Source organism: Streptomyces sp. Pv4-95, assembly GCF_045782725.1.
GTDB lineage: Bacteria > Actinomycetota > Actinomycetes > Streptomycetales > Streptomycetaceae > Streptomyces.
The window spans coordinates 5989535-6006728 of sequence record NZ_CP127172.1; the positions used below are offsets into that span (position 1 = coordinate 5989535).

14 protein-coding genes are annotated in these 17194 nt (G+C 75.1%); 4 read left to right on the top strand and 10 right to left on the bottom strand.

What is annotated here, in order from left to right; all coding sequences use genetic code 11:
• Nucleotides 1–118 precede the first annotated feature (118 nt).
• Nucleotides 119–2788 (top strand): pullulanase-type alpha-1,6-glucosidase, encoded by a 2670-nt coding sequence (gene pulA, locus QOM21_RS26235; protein WP_407553479.1) that lies wholly within the window; start codon nt 119–121, stop codon nt 2786–2788.
• Nucleotides 2789–2924: 136 nt separating this feature from the next.
• Here pulA and QOM21_RS26240 read toward each other — a convergent pair whose 3' ends face one another.
• The 7 genes from QOM21_RS26240 to QOM21_RS26270 all read right to left on the bottom strand — a co-directional run bounded on the left by QOM21_RS26240 (nt 2925) and on the right by QOM21_RS26270 (nt 11622).
• Complete coding sequence (locus QOM21_RS26240; RefSeq protein ID WP_407553480.1) at nt 2925–3620, bottom strand: TetR/AcrR family transcriptional regulator; 696 nt, start codon at nt 3618–3620, stop codon at nt 2925–2927.
• Nucleotides 3621–3690: 70 nt separating this feature from the next.
• On the bottom strand, nt 3691–4800 hold the full coding sequence (locus QOM21_RS26245; protein WP_407553481.1) for a PDR/VanB family oxidoreductase: 1110 nt from the start codon (nt 4798–4800) through the stop codon (nt 3691–3693).
• A 1-nt stretch (nt 4801) separates the two neighbouring features.
• Complete coding sequence (locus QOM21_RS26250) at nt 4802–5716, bottom strand: metal-dependent hydrolase (RefSeq protein WP_407553482.1); 915 nt, start codon at nt 5714–5716, stop codon at nt 4802–4804.
• 160 nt (nt 5717–5876) lie between these two features.
• On the bottom strand, nt 5877–7865 hold the full coding sequence (locus QOM21_RS26255) for a hypothetical protein (protein ID WP_407553483.1): 1989 nt from the start codon (nt 7863–7865) through the stop codon (nt 5877–5879).
• Between the two features lie 110 nt (nt 7866–7975).
• Nucleotides 7976–8206, bottom strand: a complete 231-nt coding sequence (locus QOM21_RS26260; protein ID WP_393892166.1) for a DUF397 domain-containing protein — start codon at nt 8204–8206, stop codon at nt 7976–7978.
• 48 nt (nt 8207–8254) lie between these two features.
• Nucleotides 8255–11404, bottom strand: a complete 3150-nt coding sequence (locus QOM21_RS26265; protein WP_407553484.1) for an alpha-N-acetylglucosaminidase TIM-barrel domain-containing protein — start codon at nt 11402–11404, stop codon at nt 8255–8257.
• A 59-nt stretch (nt 11405–11463) separates the two neighbouring features.
• Entirely contained in the window at nt 11464–11622 is a 159-nt protein-coding gene (locus QOM21_RS26270) for a hypothetical protein (protein WP_407553485.1), read from the bottom strand.
• A 303-nt stretch (nt 11623–11925) separates the two neighbouring features.
• On the opposite strand from QOM21_RS26270, the gene QOM21_RS26275 reads away from it, so the two are divergent.
• Genes QOM21_RS26275 through QOM21_RS26285 form a run of 3 tightly spaced genes read left to right on the top strand, consistent with a single transcriptional unit; the run spans nt 11926 to nt 14442 of the window.
• Nucleotides 11926–12792 (top strand): GNAT family N-acetyltransferase, encoded by an 867-nt coding sequence (locus QOM21_RS26275; protein WP_407553486.1) that lies wholly within the window; start codon nt 11926–11928, stop codon nt 12790–12792.
• Nucleotides 12789–13745, top strand: coding sequence for a lysophospholipid acyltransferase family protein (locus tag QOM21_RS26280; protein ID WP_407553487.1), 957 nt, complete (start codon nt 12789–12791; stop codon nt 13743–13745). Before QOM21_RS26275 ends, QOM21_RS26280 begins: the two co-directional genes overlap by 4 nt.
• On the top strand, nt 13738–14442 hold the full coding sequence (locus QOM21_RS26285; protein WP_407553488.1) for a DedA family protein: 705 nt from the start codon (nt 13738–13740) through the stop codon (nt 14440–14442). The genes QOM21_RS26280 and QOM21_RS26285 overlap by 8 nt, the downstream gene beginning before the upstream one ends.
• A gap of 31 nt (nt 14443–14473) precedes the next feature.
• Here the strand turns inward: QOM21_RS26285 and QOM21_RS26290 are convergent, their stop codons facing one another.
• The 3 genes from QOM21_RS26290 to QOM21_RS26300 all read right to left on the bottom strand — a co-directional run bounded on the left by QOM21_RS26290 (nt 14474) and on the right by QOM21_RS26300 (nt 17013).
• Nucleotides 14474–15037, bottom strand: a complete 564-nt coding sequence (locus QOM21_RS26290; RefSeq protein ID WP_407553489.1) for a winged helix-turn-helix domain-containing protein — start codon at nt 15035–15037, stop codon at nt 14474–14476.
• A gap of 349 nt (nt 15038–15386) precedes the next feature.
• A complete protein-coding gene (locus tag QOM21_RS26295; RefSeq protein ID WP_407553490.1) occupies nt 15387–16106 on the bottom strand; it encodes a rhomboid-like protein in 720 nt (239 codons plus the stop codon).
• Nucleotide 16107: 1 nt separating this feature from the next.
• Entirely contained in the window at nt 16108–17013 is a 906-nt protein-coding gene (locus tag QOM21_RS26300; RefSeq protein ID WP_407553491.1) for a DUF6891 domain-containing protein, read from the bottom strand.
• Nucleotides 17014–17194 lie beyond the last annotated feature (181 nt).

A 17194-nucleotide genomic window follows, 5' to 3' on the forward strand; every position in this document is an offset into this window, starting at 1 on the left:
CGCCGCCCCTCGCGAACCGGCCGCCCGGCACCGTCCCCGCCTGCCGGGCGGCCCTCCCACCCGCGGACGCTCGTACGCCCGCATGCCCCATCCGTACGTCACGTGAAGGAGCCCCTTCGTGAACGGCCCCCTCCGCCGAACCGTCGCCGCCGTGGCCCTGGCCCTGTGCGCCACGGTCCTGCCCGGCGCGGCACCCGCGACCGCCGGGCCCGCGCCCGAGCCCGGCACGGCCCTGGCCCAATGGATCGACCGCGACACCGTGGTCTGGAAGGGCGCAGGACCCGGCGCCGCCCAGCTGGAGTTCGGCCCCGCCGACACCGCGGGAGGCGGCCGCGGCGGCCGCCTCCGCCTCACCCCCGCCACGCTCACCCCCGCCGAACGCGCCGCCCACCCCCACCTGAAGACCTTCCCGGCATTCGCCGTCGACCAGCGAGACCAGCACCTGGCCCGTACCGCCCTGCGCGAGCGGCTGGTCGCCACACAACGGACGGCGGACCGCACGCTTCGCGCCGTCACCGGCGTCCAGATACCCGGAGTCCTCGACGACCTCTACGGGCCGGCCGCCGAGCGTGCCGCACTGGGCCCGGTCTTCCACCGCGGCCGCCCCACCCTCTCCGTCTGGGCGCCCACCGCCCGCACCGTCTCGCTCGAACTCGACGGGCGCACGGTCCCGATGCGGCGGGACGACGCGAGTGGGGTGTGGCGGGCCCGGGGCGAGCGTGACTGGGCCGGCAAGTCCTACCGTTTTGTCGTCGAGGTCTGGGCGCCGAGCGTCGGCAAGAGGGTCACCAACAAGGTCACCGACCCCTACTCCACCGCGCTGACCGCCGACTCCGCCCGCAGCCTCGTCGTCGACCTGGACGACCCGAGCCTCGCCCCTCCGGGATGGCGGGGGCTGCGCAAGCCGGCCGCGACGCACGCCACCGCCGAGCGCCCGGACCCCCTCCGCAACGCCCGCATCCAGGAACTGCACATCCGCGACTTCTCCGTCGAGGACTCCACCTCCCGACACCGCGGCCAGTACCTCGCCTTCACCGACCGCGACTCGGCCGGCATGCGGCACCTGAGGAAGCTGGCCCGCACCGGAACCTCGTACGTCCACCTGCTGCCCGCCTTCGACGTGGGCACCGTCCCCGAGCGCAGGTCGGACCAGGCGCACCCCGACTGCGACCTCGCCTCCTACGCACCGGACTCCGACCGCCAGCAGTCCTGCGTCGCGGCGGCCGCCGCCAAGGACGCCTACAACTGGGGCTACGACCCGCTGCACTACACCGTCCCCGAGGGCTCCTACGCCTCCGACCCCGACGGCACCGCCCGCACCGTGGAGTTCCGCCGCATGGTGCAGGGACTGAACCGGACGGGCCTGGGCGCCGTCATGGACGTCGTCTACAACCACACCGTCGCCGCGGGCCAGGACCCGAAATCCGTCCTCGACCGGATCGTTCCCGGCTACTACCAGCGCCTCCTGGACGACGGCGGCGTCGCCACCTCCACCTGCTGCTCGGGCACCGCGCCCGAACACACCATGATGGGCAAGCTCGTCGTCGACTCCGTCGTCACCTGGGCCAAGGAGTACAAGGTCGACGGCTTCCGCTTCGACCTCATGGGCCACCACCCCAAGGCCAACATCCTCGCCGTCCGCAAGGCCCTGGACGCGCTCACGCCGCAGAAGGACGGAGTGGACGGCTCGTCGGTCGTCCTCTACGGCGAGGGCTGGAACTTCGGCGAGGCCGCCGACGACGCCCGCTTCGTCCAGGCCACCCAGAAGAACATGGCCGGCACCGGCATCGCCACCTTCAGCGACCGCGCCCGCGACGCGGTGCGCGGCGGCAGCCCCTTCGACGCCGACCCGCGCGTCCAGGGCTTCGCCTCCGGTCTCTACACCGACCCCAACTCCGCCCCCGGCCAGGGGACTCCGGCCGAACAGCGCGCCCGGCTGCTGCACTACCAGGACCTCATCAAGGTCGGCCTGACCGGCAGCCTCGCCGACTACACCTTCACCGACACCACCGGTCGTCGCGTCAAGGGCTCCGAGGTCGACTACAACGGCGCGCCCGCCGGATACGCCGCCGACCCCGGCGACGCCCTCGCCTACGCCGACGCCCACGACAACGAGACCCTCTACGACACCCTGGCCTTCAAACTGCCCCAGGGCACCTCTGCCGCCGACCGGTCCCGTATGCAGGTACTCGCCCTCGCCACGGCCGGCCTCTCCCAAGGCCCGGCACTCTCCCAGGCCGGCTCCGACCTGCTGCGCTCGAAGTCCCTGGACCGCAACTCCTACGACAGCGGCGACTGGTACAACGCGCTGCACTGGAACTGCGCCGACGGCAACGGCTTCGGCCGCGGCCTGCCCCCGGCCGCCGACAACAAGGACAAGTGGCCCTATGCCCGGCCCCTGTTGGCCGCCCCCGCGCTCCGGCCCGGCTGCGCCGCGATCACCGCCACCTCCGCCGCCTACCGCGACCTGCTGCGCATCCACGCCACGGAACCGGCTTTCGACCTGCCGACCACCGCCCGCGTGCAGTCCGCCCTGAAGTTCCCGCTCTCGGGCGAGGACGAGACCCCCGGTGTCCTCACGATGCGGGTCGGCGACCTCGTCGTCGTCTTCAACGCCACCCCGCAGCGCCGGGACCAGACCGTCGGTGCCGTCGCGGGGGAGCGCTACGCCCTGCATCCCGTGCAGGCCCACGGCGCGGACCGGGTGACCGCCACCGCCTCGTACGCACCGGCGACGGGCACCTTCACCGTCCCGGCCCGCACCGTCGCGGTCTTCCGCCACCGCTGATCACGAGCAGCGGAACCTTCGAGGAGGGGACGCGACGGCGTGCTCGCTGCCGCCCGCCCCCTCCTCGAATCCTCCGGGCCCGAGCCGTCGGTTCCTCGCGGCATCGCCTCCCGGCGGCCCCGCGGCACCCGACGGCTCAGGCCGGCTGCGGCAATGCCAGCAGCCGGGTCACCAGCTCCCCGAACATCCCGTCGGCGGGCTCGTCCGCGAGCATCGTGCGCACCACCTGCGCCATCCGCTCGTCGTACGCGGCGCTGACCGCCGTCAGCGCCGCGAAGTCGTGCACCAGCTGCCGTTCCAGTTCCTCGCGCGGAATGTGCCGCCCGTCCAGCCACAGCAGTGCGGTGGTCTCGGCGAGGGAGATCCACGAGCGCACCACCAGCGCCAGCCGGGGCGGCGGGTCGGCGATCCCCAGATGCGCCAGGATCTGCTCGTAGGCGGCCTGCCGCACGCCGTCGATCATCGCGCTGGTCCGCCCCGACCCGACGGCGGGGCCGCCCCGCATCAGCGCCGAGAAGCCCGGACCGTGGTCGTCGACGAAGTCGAAGAAACGCTCCATGACCCGCAGCAGCCGGGCACCGAGCGGGCCCTCGTGCGGCTCCTCGAAGCGCCCCGAGAGTTCCTGCGCGGCACGCCGCAACGCCTCTTCGTACAGCTGCTGTTTGCCGGGGAAGTAGTGGTAGACGAGCGGCCGGGAGATCCCCGCGGCCTCGGCGATCTCGTCGATCGAGACATCATCGGGGGATCGCCTGCTGAACAGGTCGAGTGCGACGGCGATGAGCTGCTCACGCCGCTCCTCGACACCCATCCTGCGGCGCGCCCCGGTCGTCATGCGCACCACCCTAACGACCTGGCGGAGCGGGCCCGACGCCGGACTCACTCCGCCGGACCGCGGCGCGGCCTCACAGGTCCAGCACCAGCCCCGCGCCGCGCGCCCGCGACACGCAGATCAGCATCGAGTCGTCCCGCTCGGCCTCCGTCAGCAGCTCGTCGCGGTGGTCCACCTCACCGGCCAGTACCCGCTGTTGGCAGGTGCCGCAGAACCCCTGCTCGCAGGAGTACGGCAGATCCGGCAGCGCCTGGTCGCGGATCGCCCGCAACGCCGTGGTCCCGGCGCCCACCGTGACCGTGCGGCCGGTGCGCCGCAGCTCCACCTCGAACGGGGTGTCCTCCCCGGACGGCACGGGCGCGGCCGGCGCGAACCGCTCGGTGTGTAGGGTCAGCCCCTCCGGGCCCGCCGGCAGCAGCTCGGCCACCGCCGCCATCATCGGCTCCGGGCCGCAGCAGTGGACGGCCGCGTGTGCGGGTGCGTCGGCGAGCACCGCGGCGAGGTCCGGCCGGCCGTCCTCGTCCTCGGCGACCACCGCCAGCCGCCCGCCGTCCGCCCCCGCGAGCTTCTCCAGCTCCGCCAGGAACGGCATCGACGCCCGCGACCGCCCCGCGTACACCAGACGCCACGGCACCCCCGCCGCCTCCGCCTGCCGCACCATGGGCAGGATCGGGGTGATGCCGATGCCGCCGGCCAGGAAGACGAAGGCGTTCGCCTCTTGCAGGCGGAAGCGGTTGCGCGGGCCGCGTACCTCGACGGTGGTGCCCTCGTGCAGCGTCTCGTGCACCTCGCGGGAGCCACCGCGGCCGTCCTCGATCAGCCGGGCCGCGACGGTGTACGAACCGCCGTCCGGCCGCACCGCGTCGGCGGGCTCCCCGCACAGCGAGTACTGGCGCACGGTGCCCGAGGGCAGCACCAGATCCAGATGCGCGCCGGGCTCCCACGCCGGCAGCCGCGCCCCCTCCAGCCGCAGCGTCACCACGCCCTCGGCGGCCACCGTCCGCTCCGCGACCCGCAGCAGCAGCGCCGCCGCCCCGCGCCGGCCCTGGCCCGATATCGGCTCCTCCAGGGCGGGCAGCGGCCACAGCGGTGACCGCTGGACACGGCGCCGCAGCGCGCGGCGGGCGGCCAGCGCGGCACCCGCGACCACGATCACACTCCCGATACGGGGCAGTGCCGGCATCTCAGGCGCCTCCGTGGGCAGATGCCTCGGCCGCGGTGGCGGCGGGCGAACGGTCGAGGTACGCGACGGCCTGCGCGGTGCTGCCGTGCTGGGAGGGGTGGTAGGACCGGTTCAGATACTGCGGGATGGAGCGCAGCATCTGCCCGGTGGTGGGCAGCACGCCCTGCCGCCCGCCGCGCAGGAATTCCTTGATCTCGGCCTTGCCGTCGAGCAGGGAGGGGTCATGGGCCATGAAGAAGCGCACGCCGCGCTGCCACAGGAACACCAGCGCGGCGAACGCCGTCGCCCAGGTGCGTACCCGCCGCCGGTATCCGCCGTCGAGGTGCAGGAAGAGGTCGAAGGCGACGGAGCGGTGCTCGACCTCCTCCGCGCCGTGCCACCGCAGCAGGTCGAGCATCGTCGGATCGGCGCCCTTGGCGTCCAGCGCCTCGGCGTTGAGCACCCAGTCGCCGAGGAACGCGGTGTAGTGCTCGATCGCGGCGATGGTCGCGACCCGCTCCTTCAGCCACCATGTGCGGGCACGGCCCGGCGGCAGGGTGCGGTCGCCGAGCAGCTTCTCGAAGAGCCAGTCCACCTGCGCCGTGTAGGGCGTGGGGTCCAGGCCCTGCTCCTTGAGGTGCGGCAGCACGTCGTCGTGCGCCTGCGAGTGCATCGCCTCCTGACCGATGAACCCGATCACGTCCTCCCGCAGCCGGGGGTCGCGGATATGGGGCAGCGCCTGCTTGTAGACGTGGACGAACCAGCGCTCGCCGGCGGGCAGCAGCAGGTGCAGGACATTGATCGTGTGGGTGCTCGCCGGGTCACCCGGTATCCAGTGCAGGGGAGTGTCCGCCCAGTCGAAGGCGACGTTGCGGGCCTTCAAGGGGGTGTGCTCGGACGCGACCGGCTGGGGCCGCAACGAGGCCGTATTAGACATGGCGTCAATGTACTGGCGGGTAAGCGCTCGGCAATACCCCCCGCACAACGGAAATCACAGAGACGGGACCGGGAGTGGGCCGCCGCGGTCGCGGGGCCGGGCGCCGGGGCGTGCGCCGGGGGAGCCCACGCCCCGGCACCCAGCCGTCCGGCGGGCCGGCTCAGCGCAACGCGGCGAGCTTCTTGCCGTCTCGCAGTAGACCGTCCAGCTCCGCCCGGTCACCGGCCCGCGCCCGCACGGCCAGCAGCCGGCCGTCGGCCCGCCCCTGCACCCCGCCGGTCGCGGTGATCGACGTGACCTGCTCGCTGCCCGCCGCCAGCAGCCACCACTGTCCGCCCGCCGCCTTCCACAGCACCCCGGCCAGCACCCGCGGAGCCCGCGGCCCGCACGCCGTACCGCCCTCGGCGCGCGCCACCACCACGCCCGGCGCGTACGGCTGCCCGTTCGGCGACGGCGCCTGGAACTGCGCCATCGTCCTGTTGCCCGCACCCCGCCAGGTCTCGGCGCGGGTGCACACCCACGTCGCGGCAGCCGACCCGCTCGCCGCGCCCGCGGCCCCGGGCAGCGGCTGGCGGGCGAACTCCCAGGAGTTGACGGTCCGCACGCCCTGCCCGCGCACCGCCGCCAACTGGCAGGCCGTCCGCGCCCACGCCGAGCGGGCCTGCGGCGTGCTCACCCCGCCCGGCGAGCGCGGCGGGCCGTACGTCAGCCGGGCCGGCGTCAGCTCACCGAGGTCGGTCAGGGTGTGGCCACCCATCCGCAGCGCCGGCCACGCCGTGCACTTCCTGTCCGGGCGGGGCAGCGGGACGGGGGCGGTCAGCCCGCTCGCGCCGACGGCCACCGCCTCGCTCGCGCCGGTCGGCTTCAGCAGGTCGACCAGCCGCACCGACCGCACCCACGGGGCCGCCAGATAGCGGATGTTGCCCTCCGTGCGGTTCACCACCAGCGCACCCGCCGACGACGTCTGCGCACCGTCCGTCCGCGCGAAGTCCAGCCCCGCGCCCGAGCCGTCGCTGTGCCCGTCGGCGTCCGCCGCCTCGGCGTAGCGCACCACGCGCAGCCCGTCGTGGAAGAGCACCACCACGGCATGGTCGACGACCCCCGCGAACAGCAGCTGTGGCGGTCCCGCGGGCGGGCCGGTCGCCGTGCCGGGCGTCGCCGAGACCGGCACCCCGGCCCCCGGCCTCGCCCACACCGCGAGCGCCCGCCGCAGCAGCGCCTTGTCGCCGAGCCGGTCGCCCCGGGCGGGCCAGGCGGAGAAGTCCGTACGGGCCGACGTGCGCCACGCCTGCGGTGTGACCACCGTCAACTTGGCCGGATCCAGGGCCGCTTCGGCGGAGACGTTCTGCGCGTAGGGCGGGGCGGCCGCGCCGTCCGGGCCCCAGCCGTCGCCCGGCAGCCCGAGCAACGCCCCGCACACCAGCACCGCCACGCCTGCCGCCAGCACCGCCCGGACGTGCTGGCGCCGCCGGATCAGATCCGTCGGCCGGGCCTGCAGGGCGCACGGGTCGAACTCCACCGACTCCAGCAGCGAACGGTCCCGGCTGCCGGCCGGTGCCTCGACCGCGTCGGCCTCCTCCAGCGCCTCCCGCGCCTCGGCCACACCGGCGGCCTCCAGCAGGCGGCGGATCTCCGGCGCGCCCAGCCGCTCCAGTTCGCGCAGCACGAATGCCGCCCGGCCCGGCCGGGAAAGCTCCGAAAGCGCCTGGTCCAGGGCGAGTTCATCGGCGCCACCGGCCCGCGGGAACAGTCGCAGCCCCCATACCTGGGGAAGCAGCGGCGGCATCGCCGGCAGCCGCCACCGCGGACGCCCGGAGGCGAGCGCCGACCGCAGCACCCGCAGCCGTACGAAGGCGTAGCCGGGGTCGCAGTCATCACCGCGGCGCTGTGCGGGGAGTTCGAGGCCCTGGGTGGAGGTGCGCTGGCGCGGCAGGCTCCGCTGCACCACCGCGTGCGCGGCCAGCACCCGCCGGCCGCGGCTCACCCCGGGCGGCAGGACGAGATACGCCAGCCGTACCAGCCGGGGGTAGTGCTCGACCAGCGCCGCCTCGGCTTGTTCGACGTCGATGACGTCTCCGGCTTCGATGCCGCCGAAGCCGTCGGGGGCGGTGCGGTCCGGTCTCGGGGATGTCGCCTGCTGCTGCTCCACGTTCGGTGAAACGAGTGAATCCTGCGATGGTCACCCGTGGTGCCCATCCGCCCCACGGGTGACATCACGTACCGGGGCGGGCGCACCGCCGCGGTCGCCGAGCCGGTGTCTCAGCGCCGGAGGTCGAACTCGCCGTCCCGCGCGCCGAGGACGAAGGCGCGCCACTCGGCCTCGGTGTACCGCAGGACGACGTCCGGGTCCTTGGAGTTGCGCATGGCCACCGCCCCGCGCTCCAGGAAGGCGATCTCGACGGCCTCCTCGGAGTCACCGGGGGCGCGCTGCCAGGTGGCGTCGGAGATGTCGAGGGCGTAGAGCCACTCCTTCTCAGCTGCGGCACTCATACCGTGATCCCCTCGCTCGTGATCCGTCCCGGTCAGCGTACGCGGTGGTCAGGTGACCTTCCAGCCGCGGAACTCGGCTGTCCCGCGCGCTCCCGTACCGGAGTTGGCGGCGCACTGGTGCAGGCCGGTGTCCTGGGTGGCGGCCGCCCCGGGGACGGTGACGGTGGCGATCTCCCGCCAGTTGGCGCCGTCATCGGTGGAGCACGCCCCGGTGTACGTACCCGCTCCGCCCGCGTCCTCGCCGCGCGTCAGGCGGAGCAGCACGGGGGCGGTGACGCCGGTGATCCGGCGGTAGGTGTCCAAGGTGCCGTCGCCGGTGGAGTCGTAGGAGAGCACCACGCCGTTCGCGGGCGTCACCGACAGGTTGAGGAAGCCGCGGCCGTCGGGGGAGCCGGTGGCGGACGCGGCGAGGCGGTTGCGGACGACGAGGCCGGCGCGGGCCCAGGGCCCGGTGACGTCCTGCCGGGTCACCTCGGCCGTCGCCGACCCGCCCGGGGCGAGGGCGCCCGCGCGGTAGACGGTGCCGAACTCGGCGGTCGCCTTCCACAGGTCGGACCCGGCCCCGTCGATGGCGAAGCGGTCCTCCAGCCGGCCGCACACCGCCGCGTTGGTGGTGGCCGTCCGCAGCCCGGCGGGCAGCGGCCCGGCCACGAACAGGGTGCCGTCGCGGATGGTGCGGACCCGCGGCTCGCCCCGGGGGCCGTACGCGACGCCGAGTTCGTAGGGCAGCGGCAGCAGTGGGTCCCGCAGCGGCCCGGCCGGCGCCGCGACCCGCCAGCGGGCCTCGCCGCTGCCGCCCGCCGGGATCGACGGCAGGGACACCGGGCCCGTGGGGGTGGCCGCAGGGCCGGTCAGCGTGAAGTCGACCCGGCCGGTCGCCCGCAGCCCGCTCTCGTTGCGCAGCACCGCGGTCACGGTGGCCTCGCCGCCCGGCGGCATCGCCTCCGGTGCGGCGGTGACCGTGACGGTTCCTTGGTAGGGCGCCTTCGCGAGAACGTCGTGGACTCGTGTCGCGGTGCGGTGGGCGTCGGCCGTGGGGCGCAGCGGGTAGTTCTTGCGCTCCCGGGTCCAGGGCTCCTCGGTCGCGTACCAGTCGAACGTCTTCGGTGCCCGGCCCGCGGCCAGGGCGTCCGCCAGCTCGTCCAAGTACGTCTGCCACTGCGGCAGATGGACGTCGCCGATCAGGCCGTGCCAGTCGCGGTTGGCGTAGTTGGCGAGCGAGCCGCCGTCGGCGGTGGCCCGGTCCGCCCAGGTGGTGATCAGCGCGCGGGCGCTGTGCTCCAGCCGCGCCTCCTCCTCGGGGCCGGAGGCCATCGCCTTGGCGTCGGCCAGCCACGGCCCGAGCAGGAACCCGCGGTGCGCCCCGGTGACCTCCTCGCTCAGCCGCATCAGCCGCAGCCACAGCTCCGACAGCGCGCGGAAGGCGGCCAGGTCGGACCGCCGAAAGGCGTCCTGGAGCTGGGGGATCAGCTGCCAGGACCGGTTGGCCAGGGCCTGCCGGGCGGCGTCGGTCAGGTCGTAGCGGTAGGCGTCGCTGCCCCGCAGCGCCGGGCGGACCGTGAGCAGCGCGGCGAACGCGGTATCGAAGGCCGCCGGGTCGAAGGCCGGTGTGTGGGTGGCCCAGCGGGTGCCGGAGCGGGCGGTCAGGCTCGGGCGGGCGGCGAAGACCGAGTCGTGCGGCCGGCCGTCCTTGCTGCTGATCTCGTACGCGCTGGTGCGCAGCGCGGCGAAGGCGGCTCGGGCCTGCGCGTCGCGCCCCCCGTAGCGGGTGTCGGCGTAGTCGTCGAACCAGGCGGCGCGGTCCACCGGCCGTTCCCGCCAGGCGAGTTCGCCGAACAGCTCGAACGCGGCCGGGTCGCGTTCGGCGGCCTCCGGCATGTAGGCGGTGCCGGCGAGCCTGCTGCCCGGCTTGTCGCGCCACGCGGTGAACCGCTCGGCCCACATATGGGTCTTGGCGCCGATGGTGGTGCGGCCGCCGAAGTTGGGGATCGTGCCGAAGGCGTAGGGCACCCCGCCCCAGTCCCGCTCCCGGTCGGTGACCGTGTCGAGGTCGCTGAGCCCGTCCACGATCAGCATCCGGTCGCGGTCGACGGCGTCCAGCAGATCGCGCCGCGGGTTCTCCTGCCAGCCCAGGATCACCCAGGTAGCGCCGGGGCGGGCGGTGCGCAGCGCCCGCTCGACCGCGCGGGCGGCATCCGGCACCGGCACGTCCCCGGGGTTGCCGCCCTCGTGCAGCAGGTCCATCTTGAAGTGGTCGGCGGAGCCCAGCAGTTGGTGCTGGTGGCGGTAGAACGCCGCCGCGACCTCGGCGAAGACCTCGGTGCGCGGGTCCAGCCAGTCGGGGCGCTTGAGTCCGGACCACGTGCCCTGCGGCACGGTGCGCGCCCCGGGGTTGCGGTCGGCGAAGCCGTCCGGCACGGTGCCGAAGTAGCCGGGCAGCACCGGGTGCATCCCCAGCGCCCGCAGCCGGTCGGTGATCTTGCGTCCCAACTCCGCACGGCGGGCGATGAGTTCGGAGGAGGTCGGGCCGCCGTAGGTGCTCATGTTCTGCAGCAGCCACCACGGCTGGTGCGACGGCGCGGGAATCCAGGCGCGGGCCTCGGCGTCCGTGTAGCCGAAGTCGGTCAGCACCCGGTGGTAGACGGCTTCCGATCCGGTTGTCACCAGCACCTCGTTGACGCCGCGCAGCGCCAGCATGTCGATCATCCGCTTCCAGCGGGGCCAGTCCGCGTACGGCGCGGTGTAGCCGTCGTGCGTGTCGTTGAGTGCGAAGCGGTGCGGCAGCGCGGTGGACCGTTCCAGGGGCGCGGCGGGGGCGGGCAGCCGGGCGGGCAGGTCGAGCTGATCGCCGGCCCAGGTCAGCTGGGCCCGGCAGGTGTGGCGCAGATACCAGTTCACACCGGTCAGCAGCACCGCCGGGCTGGTGCCGGCGACCGTGATCCGCCCGGTGGTGCCGTCGACCCGGAACCGCTCGGTGCCGCCGTCCGCCGGGAGCGGCTCCAGGGTGAACTGCTCCGCATGCCGGGGCAGCAGCCGGCGCAGCGCCGCGCGCGCCGGAGCGGTGTCGTGGGTGGCCGCCCGTCCGGGCCGGTGGCCCGAGTGCCCGGCCGCGGAGGCCGGAGCCGCTCCGCCCAGCGCGGCTCCGGCGCCGATCGCTCCGGCGGCTCCCAACAGCGCGCGTCGTGACGGTTGGCTCACGTGTGCCCCCACTGCTCGGCAGAAACAACAGAACCGTGCGGGAGCACGCTAACGGCCCGTCAGCGCCGCTCCAAGTAGGCCGGGGCGGCCCGCACCCCGCCCGCCGCGGTACGCAGCGCGGCCGGAGCGGGCGAATCGCCTGGCCGTGGCCCCGTACGGGCCCGGTCCTTCGCGGCCCCGGCGCCGACCGCGGCGACCAGTGTTCTGCGGACCCTCATCCGTACGCTCCCTGGGCTTCACGCGCTCGGCCGTCCGGCACGGGAACAGTCTGACGGGCAGAGAACGCCAGGTCATGGGGCTGCGCCTCCGGCAGGAGGGGCTCCCCGCAGCACGTCACAGCGGTCCGGGAAACGGTCCGCCGGAGGCCGCCCGGTACGCAGGGCGGGTGGCCGTCCGTACCGGCGGTACGCCTCGCTTCCCCACCCGGGCCCGCACCGAAAACCGCCGCGCGCTGTCCCACGCGGCTCCTGGCTCACCGCCCGTCGACCCCACCGGCCTCCCCCTCCCCATGGAGAGCTCGTATGAGCATGGCATCGACCGCGTCCGCCAACTTCCCCATCACCGAAGGCGCCGCCAGGACCGGGCCGCGCACCGGCCCGTCCGCCGCCCCGCCCCTGACCGACCCCTCCGCCGCCGACCCCGCCCACGCGCCCGGCTACGCCGCCGTCCTCGCCGACAGCCAGGAGCAGATCCGGGCCGCGCAACGCCTGCGCCACCGCGTCTTCGGCGAGGAGATGGGCGCCCACCTGCACTCCCCGCTCGCCGGGCACGACATCGACGCCCTCGACGACCTCGCCGACCATCTGATCGTCACCTCCACCTCCACCTCCACCGCGACCCCGCCGGTGCCCGGCGAGGTGGTCGGCACCTACCGCCTGCTGCCGCCCGGACGCAGCCCACGGCTCTACTCCGACGGCGAGTTCGACCTCACCGCGCTGGACCCGCTGCGCCCCTCCCTCATCGAGGCAGGCCGCTCCTGCGTGCACCCCGACCACCGGGGTGGCGCCGTCATCAACCAGATGTGGGCCGCCCTCGCCCGCTACACCCTGCTCTCCGGCCACCGCTACCTCGCGGGCTGCGCCTCCGTCCCGCTCGGCGACGGCGGCACCGCGGCCGCGCATGCCTGGGAGCTGGGCAGGACGCGCCATGCCGCGCCGCCCGAGCTGCGGATCACCCCGCACCACCCCTGGCGGCCCTCCGTCCCGGTGCCCGACCGCCCCCGCGTCGCCCTGCTGCCCCCACTGCTGCGCGGCTACCTGCGGATCGGCGCGTGGATCTGCGGCGCGCCCGCCCACGACCCCGAGTTCGACGTCGCCGACTTCTTCGTCCTGCTGGACATGGAGCGGCTCGGCGAGCGCTACCGCCGCTACTTCCTGGGCGACCGGTGAACGGCCCCTGGGACGTCTGGTCCGACTGCACCCCCGCCTGCGCCACCCATGCCGTGCGGCGCGTCCCCGCCACCGTGACCGCCCGGCGCTGCGCCGCCTTCGCGCACGCCGTACGCCGCGCACTCACCGACGGCGAGCGGATGGCCGACCCGGTACGTCTGCGTCGGCACGCCCGCGCGCTGCTCACCGCGCTCGGCATACGCCTCGAAGGCCCGGCCGCCGGTGCGTTGCGGGCCGCGGCGGACACCCGCACCCGGGAGACGCGGCTCGGGACCGCGCCGGCCGCCCGGCCACCCGCCCCCGGCGGCCCCGGCACCCTCGTCGTCGTCAACCACATCTCCTGGCTCGACATCCCCGCGCTGCTCGCCGTCGAGCCGGTGACCCTCCTGGCGAAGCGCGAGGTCGGTGGCTGGCCGGTCGTCGGCGGGCTGGCCCGCCGCGCCGGAACGCACTTCATCGACCGCGGCAACCCTCGCGAACTCCCGGGGACCATAGTTGAGTTGAGCGAACTGCTGGCGTCGGGCCGGTCGGTGGCGGTCTTCCCGCAGGCCACCACCTGGTGCACCGGCGACCGGGGCGCCTTCCGCCGGGCCACCTTCCAGGCGGCCATCGACGCGGGCGCTCCCGTCCGGCCGGTGACGCTCAGCTACGCCCAGCACGGTCTGCCCAGCACGGCCGCCGCTTTCTGCGGCGAGGACACCTTCGCCTCCTCACTGCGCCGCGTCCTCACCGCACGCGGGCTGACGATCCGCGTCACCGCCCACCCACCGCTGTCCGCACCGGAATCCGGGCACGACCGCAGGACCCTGGCCGCGCTGGCAGGCACGGCCGTCATGGGCGGCCCGCCCCGCTCCACCCGGCAGGCGACGGAGCGGGCACCGGCACATCAGGGGCAGCTGTGCGGCACCTCACCCCACCTACGGGCGACGGCGCAGGCTCCGCACCGTGTTTGAGCAGCTGGACCGGCTCGCCGAACCGCTCCAGGGCATGCTCGGCTCTCCCTGGCTGTGGGTGGTCGTCCTGCTGGTCTCCGGACTCGACGCGCTGCTGCCGTTCATGCCCAGTGAGACCACCGTCGTCCTGGTCGCCGTCCTCATCGGCCCGGACCCGCCCCTGCTGACTCTGCTCGCCGTCGTCGCGGCGGCCGGCGCCCTGGCCGGAGACTGCCTCGGCTACGCCGTCGGCCGCTTCGCGGGCCCCCGCGCGACCGCCCGGCTGCTGCGCGGCGCCCGCGGCCGGACGCGGCACGCGCAGGCCGGGGCGATGGTCGAACGGCACGCCGCCCCCCTCGTCATCGCCGGCCGCTTCCTGCCCGGCGGGCGCGTGGTCGCGGCGCTCTGCACCGGCGGGGTCCGCTTCCCGCTGCGCCGGTTCGTCGCGCTGGACACGGTGGGCGCGGGCCTGTGGGCGCTGTACGGCACCGCCCTCGGCGGCTTCGGGGGCGCGGCGTTGACGGACTCGCCGGCCAAGGCGCTGCTCCTGGCTTCGGGGGCGGGAGTGGCGGTGGCCGGCACAGTGGCCTGGGCGTCGCGACGCGGACTGCCCTACCGGTCCGCGGCCCGCAGGGAGGGCGGTGCGGGCCGGAGCCGGGCGGGGAAGCGCATCCCGCCGGGCCCCGGCCCGCGGTCCGGCCTCACGGAAGGGACCTGAGAGCCGGGGACGGGGATGGCATTCCCCGCCCTCAGACGCTGGGCACGTACTTGTAGCCCACCCGCCGCACCGTCACGATCGACGACCGGTGCTCGGCGCCCAACTTGCGGCGCAGCCGGGCCACATGGACATCGACGGTGCGGCCGTCGCCGACGTGGCCGTACCCCCACACCGTGGTCACCAGCTGGTCGCGGGTGTGCACCCGGTGGGGACGCGCGACGAGGTGGCTGAGCAGCTCGAACTCCAGGTAGGTCAGGTCCAGCGGCCGGCCCTGGACCTGTGCGGTCCGCTGCTCCGGGTCGATGCTGATGATCGCGTCACCGGTCGGCTCGGCCGCCGGTTCCGCGGCCTGCTGCGGCGCGGCGGCCGCTTCGGCGGGGACGAGCACGAGGTAGCCGACCATCGGCGGCCGGCCGGGCAGCTCGGGCAGGCTGTGCGCGGGTGCCGGCAGCCAGGTCGCCCCGGAGTTCAACAGCTCGGCGACCGGCGGTACTTCGTCCGGGCTCACGGCGCGCAATCGGTGCCGGGGGGCGTGGGGGAGGGGCGGAAGGGTGGCCGTCGCGGAAGCGGCAGGCAGCGTACGGACGTTCGTCATCAGGGTCAGCTCTTTCGCGCAGAGGGGCGTCAGGGACGTCATGCGCGCGGGCAGGGCTGGGGACGCCGGTCAACGGCGTCGAGGAGAGGAGTGCGGGCCCGCGCTCAGTGCGCGCGGCAACACAGACGATCGAAAGCGTGCGCCTGCCGGGACGGCCAGAACGGCTCGAGGTCGCTGCGACCCGTCGCGGTGTCTGTGAGGCTGGCCATGGCCCCATTCAACCAGACCGCCGGGGATCTGTCCCTCGTCGCGGTACCGGCTTGGCTTGAATCACACGGTGCGGCCCGGCCATTCGCCGGCAGGAGCCGGTCGGCCCCGCGGCCGACCGCACGCCTCGCCGTCCGGACGCTCAGCCTCCCACCGGCGCCGGCGGCACCGCCCTGCGCGCCCGTGCCGCCCGGAGGGCACCCCGCGGCCCCGCTGCCTCGGCTCCGGCCGGCCTCCGCCGCGGCTCATCCGCGCCGAGCAGCGCGCCCGCCGCGACGCCGAGCACGACCGCCGCCAGATGCCCGGCATCGGTGAAGGTCCGGCGGGGGCGCAGGACGGGGCGTATCCCCAAGCCGAGCACCCCGGCCGTCGCCGCGACCCGTACGCCGCGGTGCGAGGCGGTGGCGGCCAGCGCGCCGACCGTGGCGCAGAAGCCGTAGCTCGCCCCGACGTCGACGGCCCGCGCGGTCGCGTCCGGCGGATCGGCGCGCACCCGGCCGCGCAGGCCGGCGTACACCAGCAGGCTGGCGCCGAGGTGCCCGGCGGCGAACAGGCCCGCCGCACGCGCCGGCCCCCACCGCGCCTCGGCCGTACCGAGGGCGGCGAGCAGGGCGGCGGCGTACGGCACGGGCAGGGGTTCCTCGACGAATACCGCGCTGGTGACCAGCGTCCGCCACCGGCCTGCCCGCAGATTGGCGACATTGGTGGAGTGCGCGCGCAGCAGCTCGACGCGCTGCCGGCGGGGGAGCCGCGCGGTGGCGTACGCGCCCAGCTGGACGGCGCCGACGTACAGCGGAGTGCCCCAGGGGATTCGCCGCGCGGCGGGCATCGCGGCGGAGCCGGGCGCGGGGTGCGGTGGCATCTCAGGCTCCCGTCGGCAGCCGCTTGAGCCACTCCAGCGGCGTGACCCGGACGACCTGGCCGGGGTCGCCGTCCCACTGCACCGGCAGGCCCGCACCGGCGAGCGCGGCAGTCACCGTCCGCCCGATCTCCGCACGGTCCCGGCCGGAATCGGGGTAGGCGCCGAAGCGCACCGCGAGGCCGTGGCCCGCGGCGGCGGCCTCGGTGTCCTGGTAGTGGAAGAAGGCGAAGCCGTGGTCGGCCTCGGCGCGCTCCGCGCCGATCTCGGCGAGCCCGCAGGAGGCGCAGCAGCTGAAGTTCATCCGGGCCGTCACCCCCTGGCCGTCGAGCACGGCGAACGCCCGCGCGACCAGGTCCGGTTCGGTCACCTCGGGCCAGCCGGCCTGCTCGGCGAGCCGCTCCTCCCAGAGGCCGGCGACGATCCGCCGCGCCTGGTCCGGCGAGACCGGGGACTCCTCGGGGTCGCAGGTGTCCACCACGCCCTGGGCGATGTCGCGGAACCCCCAGAAACCGGACCTGATGTCCTTACGGGCGCGCTCCTCGGCCGCCGCGCGGATCTCGGGATCCAGACCGGGCGTCGAGACCAGGTCCGCGGGCTGCCAGTCGAGCGCCGTGCGCCAGGAATCGGTGCCGCGCGCCCAGGCCAGGAACACCTCGACGACCTGGCCGGTGTCGGTCGACTCGGCGGTGAAGTGCCGGTCGGGAGCGCCGTCACGGAACTCCACCGTGAACGGCCCCGGGCCCTCGCGCCAGGTCTGCAGGAAGAAGTGATCCTCCTCGGGATCGCGCTCGACCACCACGAAGTGATCGTCGTCACCGCCGATCCGCCCCAGCAGGCCGACGAGTTCGCCCTCGGCGGGGCGGGCAAGGACCGGCCCGGTCTCGGTCTTCACGGTGATCGCAAGCATGGGGTACAGCCTGCCAGCTGCCACTGACATCCGGCATCGGCACTGCGCGCGCGGCACCGACCGGGAGCGCTGGGGCACCGGCCGGGCGCGCGCGTAGGGGCCGGGCCTCGCCGGCCCGGCCCCTACGTATGCGCTTCACCTGCCAGGCACCTGCGAGGCGCCTGTGATGCGGGTCCGCCCT